This is a genomic window from Hydrocoleum sp. CS-953 (assembly GCF_002260545.1).
Taxonomy (GTDB): domain Bacteria; phylum Cyanobacteriota; class Cyanobacteriia; order Cyanobacteriales; family Microcoleaceae; genus Trichodesmium.
Genome location: NZ_LGSU01001071.1, coordinates 1 through 6,511 on the forward strand (window position 1 = coordinate 1; position 6,511 = coordinate 6,511).

General features: G+C 34.9%; 5 protein-coding genes and 1 pseudogene. 5 read left to right on the forward strand and 1 reads right to left on the reverse strand.

Annotated features, from left to right (window positions below):
• Positions 1-578 precede the first annotated feature (578 nt).
• The gene (gene tsaD, locus AFK68_RS15975) at positions 579-1,634 is read right to left on the reverse strand and encodes a tRNA (adenosine(37)-N6)-threonylcarbamoyltransferase complex transferase subunit TsaD (RefSeq protein WP_094673645.1); all 1,056 of its coding nucleotides are present in this window, start codon (positions 1,632-1,634) and stop codon (positions 579-581) included.
• Positions 1,635-2,434: 800 nt separating this feature from the next.
• Between tsaD and AFK68_RS15980 the strand changes: the two genes are divergently transcribed.
• The 5 genes and pseudogenes from AFK68_RS15980 to AFK68_RS45395 form a co-directional block, all read left to right on the forward strand.
• Complete coding sequence (locus tag AFK68_RS15980) at positions 2,435-3,670, forward strand: RNA-guided endonuclease TnpB family protein (protein ID WP_094673646.1); 1,236 nt, start codon at positions 2,435-2,437, stop codon at positions 3,668-3,670.
• 304 nt (positions 3,671-3,974) lie between these two features.
• Positions 3,975-4,463: a Photosystem I reaction center subunit III gene (locus AFK68_RS15985; protein ID WP_094673648.1), complete on the forward strand. Its 489-nt coding sequence runs from the start codon at positions 3,975-3,977 to the stop codon at positions 4,461-4,463.
• A 319-nt stretch (positions 4,464-4,782) separates the two neighbouring features.
• A complete protein-coding gene (gene psaJ, locus AFK68_RS15990) occupies positions 4,783-4,908 on the forward strand; it encodes a photosystem I reaction center subunit IX (RefSeq protein WP_094673647.1) in 126 nt (41 codons plus the stop codon).
• Between the two features lie 555 nt (positions 4,909-5,463).
• The coding region (locus AFK68_RS15995) for a nitrilase-related carbon-nitrogen hydrolase (RefSeq protein ID WP_210407432.1) at positions 5,464-6,139 on the forward strand (676 nt) is incomplete at its 3' end.
• Between the two features lies 1 nt (position 6,140).
• Positions 6,141-6,423: pseudogene (locus AFK68_RS45395) on the forward strand (nitrilase-related carbon-nitrogen hydrolase); the annotation flags it as partial.
• Between the last annotated feature and the right edge of the window lie 88 nt (positions 6,424-6,511).

The following is a 6,511-nucleotide window of genomic DNA, read 5'->3' on the forward strand; positions in this document are numbered from 1 at the left end:
TTATCAATTATCCATTATCAATTATCCATTATCAATTATCAATTATCCATTATCAATTATCCATTATCAATTATCCATTATCCATTGGTAAAAATAGCCTTGGCAAAAAAAAAGGTAATAGGCAAAAGTAGTAATATCAAGTCTCATTAATTTAGACGTAATCAAAATCCTCTTCTCTTGCTGACTCATAAACTCATAACTTCCGCAAAGGTACTATATATAGAGTTAAAAAACTATAACGTTATAGTTTTGAACGCTATATATCTTGTCTTTTGGTAAATCCTAACACTCTTAAAATTTATCTCTCTTCCCCACTTCCTAGCAAATATTCTTTTTGGATATTTCAAGATACATAATAAATCTAAAAAGCTCTAGGGGTTTGGTTTCCAAATCCCATTTTCACCTTGGTTTGGAGACCAAACCCCTACAATCAGATATTACAACTCAAATAGGATTGCTAGATTGATAGCTAAACTAAATTAAATTTATCAGGACTTACGCAAAGGTACTATATATAGAGTTTTAAAACTATAACGTTATAGTTTTTAACGCTATATGTATCGTCTAGTGCGTAAGTCCTATTTATATAACTCCATCACATCTTGAATAGCCATTCGAGAACTAGCTCCTAAGTTCAAAGATGAAATATGGCCTCGACTTAGATGGTCAGCCGCAGCACAACCAATCATGGCCGCATTATCCGTACAGAATTTTAGTGGCGGAAATAATACCTGCAAATTATGACTCGCTGCTGCTCTACTTAAGTGCCATCGCAAACCACTATTAGCTGCTACACCCCCACCAATAGCAATTGTATTTAAGCCATAGTCTGACGCACAGGCGATCGCTCTTTTTGTTAACCCTTTCGCTACAGTTTCCTGGAAGCTGGCTGCAATGTCCCTAGTTACTGAAGAATCAGATAATAACTCACTACCCTCTTGTTCTAATTTCTGGACTAATCGCAATACTGCAGTTTTTAGTCCACTGAAACTAAAATCATAAGGATGATAACCTCCTCCTGGCAAAGAAATTTTCCCTTCAGGAAGAGCAAAGGCTAATTTATTTCCTTCTGCTGCTAATTTATCAATTATTGGGCCACCTGGATAGCCAAGCTTTAATAATCTAGCTACTTTGTCAAAAGCTTCTCCTGCTGCATCATCTCTTGTTTGCCCTAAAGTTTCATATTCCCCACAGTCTTTGACATAAATCAAACTGGTATGACCTCCAGAAACCAACAAACACAGAAAAGGTGGTTTTAACTCTGGTTGACTCAGATAAGTTGCATAAATATGACCTTCTAAATGATGGACTCCCACAAATGGCTTGTTATGGACAATAGCCAGAGTTTTTGCTGCCGTTAGACCCACAAACAGAGCGCCAACTAAACCAGGGGCACAAGTAGCTCCAATACCATCAATATCTGGCCAATCTAAATCTGCCTCTATCAAAGCTTGAGCGATCGCCTGATTAATTATTTCTAAATGTTGCCGTGAGGCTACTTCTGGAACTACACCTCCATAAAAACTATGAATATTAATTTGTGACTTTACAATATTACTTAAAACTTGATTATTCTTAACAATTGCCACAGATGTTTCATCACAACTTGTTTCTATAGCTAAAACCCTTGTCATTGCTTGATAAATTGATATTAATATAGTCAAAATATTAGCACTAAATAAATTTATTGTTGGGGCTTGTAACTGTTACCTATAATCTGGTACTATCCACAAAAATCAACAATTATCTATTTTATGTTACTAGGGTTTAAGACTGAAATATACCCAAATAACCAGCAAAAAAGATTTGACTGAGAAATCAGTAGATGTTGTTGGTGTTGATTTATGTGTAAAATCTCTAGCTACCTTATCTACTGGTTAAGTATTTGAAGGCAGCTCAGTCTTGCCAGACCTTTGAAGCTAAACTATCTCGGTTGCAATGCTGACAATAGCAAAGATGAATTGATGCCGGATTTAATGGCAATAATTACATCATTAATTAGAGATTGAATGTATCAGGAAATATAAAAAGGAGATAGGGAACACTTAACACAGAAGGTGGGAACAGGTAATAAGAAATTAAGAAAACTATTTGTCACTTAAAAATCTAGGAATAGTATGTACCTTTCCACCTCTGGATATTTACCAGATTTTAACCTTTTGAAGTCTTACCTATTTTAGACTTCAGTCACTCTAAGCTATCTTAATACTTGTTTTACAAACAGTCTCTTATTCCCAACTTTATGAATTAAGAANCTAGGAATAGTATGTACCTTTCCACCTCTGGATATTTACCAGATTTTAACCTTTTGAAGTCTTACCTATTTTAGACTTCAGTCACTCTAAGCTATCTTAATACTTGTTTTACAAACAGTCTCTTATTCCCAACTTTATGAATTAAGAAAAAACCGAAAAAATAATTGAAGAGTAAACCAATGAGATTAGTTGAGAAACATATAATTAAAGAAAGTCATCAACATTGGAAAGAGATAGATAAATTGTGTTTTCTTTCAAAAAATCTCTATAACTATGCTAATTATTTGGTGCGTCAATCTTGGATTTTTAACCAAACTTATTTAAACTGTAATCAGATATATAATCAAGTCAAAAATAGTCCAGATTATCGAGCCTTGCCAAGTAAAGTAAGTCAACAAATACTAAGAATATTAGACAAAAATTGGCAGAGTTTTTTCGCAGCCAGTCAAGCCCATAAAGAAAACCCGAATAAATTTATAGGGCGACCAAAGCTCCCTAAATATAAAGATAAAATCAAAGGGAGAAATTTATTGGTTTATACCATTCAAGCAATTAGTAAGCTGAGTCTAACTCAAGGGAAAATAAAACTCTCAAAAACTGAGATAGAATTCCCGACTCAGGCAGAAAATATTGCTTGTGTAAGAGTAATTCCAAAACTAAAACAGTATGTAATAGAGGTGGTGTATGAAAGACCAAGTAAATCCAAGATAAACAATCCTAAAGCAGTGGCAGCAATCGATATAGGAGTAGATAATTTAGCAGCGTTAACATCAAACCAAAAAGGATTTACACCCATACTGGTTAACGGACGGGTGCTAAAAAGTATCAATCAATTCTATAACAAAACCAGGGCAAAATTACAGAGTAAACTGCAAGAGGAATTGAGTACATCAAATCAGATTCAAAGATTAACAGCTAAACGAAATAATCAAGTAGAAAATTATCTTCATGTCTGTAGCAGATGGATAATAAACCATTTACAAACATGGGGAATCGGGCAATTAATTATTGGCAAAAATCCCTTATGGAAACAATGGGTAAATAATACAAAAACAAATAATCAATCATTTGTAAATATACCTCATGCTCGTTTTGTCGAAATGTTAAAATACAAAGGAGAAATGGCGGGAATCAAAGTGATTGTAAGTGAGGAAAGTTATACATCCCGTGCAAGTTTTTTGTCATTAGATTATATCCCTAGATATGGAGAAGAAAACGGGGAAAAATATGAGTTTAGTGGTTATCGAGAATCAAGAGGAATGTACAAGCAAAAAGACTCAAAAATCAGGATAAATGCAGATGTAAATGGGTCTTATAACATAATGAGAAAAGTAATCCCAACAATCTTTGATGAAGGGATAGAGGGCGTTGTAGTTCGTCCAGTTAGGATAACTCCTAATCAAGCTAAAAATTAGTTGATGTTATATTTGACTATATTTTTAGTAACTATTGTAGAATCAGACAAATAAGAAATACTTGCGGTGGCGCACATCGTGGTAAAAATGTCTGTGGAGAAGATGCAGAAGGCATTACATAAATATTGGCCTACCTAGCATTTATCCAAACAAAAAATCTTGATTGTAAACTCAAGAAGACCACTTCAAAACAATCGCTTTTGGAGTTGGGAAAATCTTAATTAGAAAATCCCTACTTTCAGCTTAATTTAGCAACAGAAGTATGGATAATTGTCAACACTTTGTAATAAAAGGAAACAATTCCATGAGACGATTGTTGGCTTTAGTTTTAGCCATTAGTCTTTGGGTAACTTGTGTACCTACAGCATCAGCATATAACTTAGTACCTTGTTCAGAATCACCTGCTTTTCAAGCACTAGCTGAAAATGCTCGTCCTACTACCGACGATCCCGAATCTGGTACAAAACGATTTGAACGTTATTCCCAACAACTTTGTGGAGAAGACGGTTTACCTCATTTAATAGTAGATGGAAGTTGGAGTCATGCTGGAGACTTCACCATTCCTGGCATTTTATTCTTGTATATTACAGGTTGGATTGGTTGGGTAGGTCGTTCCTATCTTCAAGCAATTAAATCTGAGAAAAATACAGAAGAAAAAGAGATTATTATTGACGTACCTTTAGCAATCCAAAAAATGCTAGGTGGCTTTTTATGGCCTCTGGCGGCATTTGGGGAATATACCTCTGGCAAAATGTTTGCTAAAGATGACGAAATTACTGTTTCCCCTCGCTAGAAAAGTGAGCAAAGAAGCAGTTAAAATTAGGTAATTTTAGTCAGTATAAAAATACTAATTAATAGTTACCAACCTTATCTAAAACAATGTTTTAAAAGAGGCGATCGGCAATCAATAATCAGTAATCAGCAAGATCATTTTTTTAAATGTGCAAAAAGGGGATTTAAACCTCTCATAAACAATAGTTTTTGGGAATTTTACCTAATAAAAGCTGATAGGTGTTTGCCGAGCATTCCATCAGGAAATGCTAAAAGCTGATAGCTAATTAACATTGGCTGAACAATATCTGATTTAAAAATCAGTTTCAGGAGAAATATTCATGCAAGACTTACTTAAATATCTGTCCACAGCCCCTGTTTTGGCTGCAATTTGGATGACTGTCACAGCCGGAGTTTTAATCGAATTTAATCGCTTTTTCCCAGACCTGCTTTTCCATCCAATGTAAACGCAAAAAAGTTAACATTTTGAGTTAAGTAAAAATTTGTTTGTCTGAATTATCTACAGTATCGAAAGATTCAGATTGAGTGTAATAATCTGACAAAAGATTCAGCTCAAATTTAGCCTAAATTGCAAGTTTAAAAATGGTGGTGAATACAGAAATCAATATTCTCAACTGTATTTAGTTGAAAATTTGATTTCTGACACCATCCTTAATGGATAATAGATAATGAAAAATATATCTAATTATCAATTATCAATTACTTCTGGTTAAAACATGGATAAATCCAAACTACAGCGGATTCCGTCTGATTGAGGTCTGCCTCTAACAGGCAAGATGCTTGTGCTACAAAGGTTTTATATTTAATATTTGTACCTCACGCTTCTTGGGAAATGCTATATCTCTGAATTATCAATTATTAATTATTAATCATTAATTACCTATGGTTAAAACTGAGAGGATAGAATCAAGTACGGAAATCTTATTTGTGTTTTCTCCTGAAAAGGAGAGGCTTTAAACCTCTGAGGATTAATTATTAATTATCAATTATCAATTATCAATATGAAATCCTATATCGCTGCCGCAATATCAATGACAAGCGTACCTGACTTGTCAAAAAATTTAGCACAAGCAGAAGAATTAATAGACTTAGCTATCCGTCAAGGTGCAGAATTAGTTACCTTGCCCGAAAATTTTCCCTTCTTAGGTGAAGAAGAAGAGAAAATATCTCAAGCAGAAGCGATCGCCACAGCAAGTGAAAAATTTCTCAAAACAATTGCTCAAAAATACCAAATTACAATTTTAGGAGGTGGGTATCCAGTACCGACAACAGATGGCAAAGTCTACAATGTTGCATCTTTAATTGAACCTAATGGAATAGAAGTAGCAAGGTACGAAAAAGCACATTTATTTGACGTTAACTTACCCGACGGTAATACCTATCGAGAATCAAAGACAGTCAAGGCAGGTACTCAACTACCATCAGTTTATCCATCCAAAGATTATGGTAATTTAGGTATATCAGTATGCTATGATGTAAGATTTCCCGAACTATACCGACATCTATCCAGTGCAGGAGCTGAAGTTTTATTTATACCAGCAGCTTTCACCGCATATACAGGAAAAGACCACTGGCAAGTATTACTCCAAGCGCGGGCCATAGAAAATACCTGTTATATTATCGCCCCAGCTCAAACAGGTAATCACTACGGCAGAAGACAAACTCATGGCCATGCAANATTTATACCAGCAGCTTTCACCGCATATACAGGAAAAGACCACTGGCAAGTATTACTCCAAGCGCGGGCCATAGAAAATACCTGTTATATTATCGCCCCAGCTCAAACAGGTAATCACTACGGCAGAAGACAAACTCATGGCCATGCAATGATAGTTGACCCTTGGGGTGTAATTTTGGCAGATACTGGGGACAAACCAGGGGTGGCGATCGCAGAAATTGACCCTACTCGCCTAGAACAAGTTCGTAGACAAATGCCATCTCTTCAGCATAGAGTGTTTTAATTGTAAAAATAAATTTCTATAGAAGGCATTTGGTATCTCCAGAAAATAGGTTGGAGGGAGAAGTAATTGATAAAAAATGGGTAATAAT

Coding starts and splice junctions, on each gene's coding strand:
- tsaD (WP_094673645.1), bottom strand. CDS start 1,634: ATGACAAGGGTTTTAGCTATAGAAACAAGTTGTGATGAAACATCTGTG.
- AFK68_RS15980 (WP_094673646.1), top strand. CDS start 2,435: ATGAGATTAGTTGAGAAACATATAATTAAAGAAAGTCATCAACATTGG.
- AFK68_RS15985 (WP_094673648.1), top strand. CDS start 3,975: ATGAGACGATTGTTGGCTTTAGTTTTAGCCATTAGTCTTTGGGTAACT.
- psaJ (WP_094673647.1), top strand. CDS start 4,783: ATGCAAGACTTACTTAAATATCTGTCCACAGCCCCTGTTTTGGCTGCA.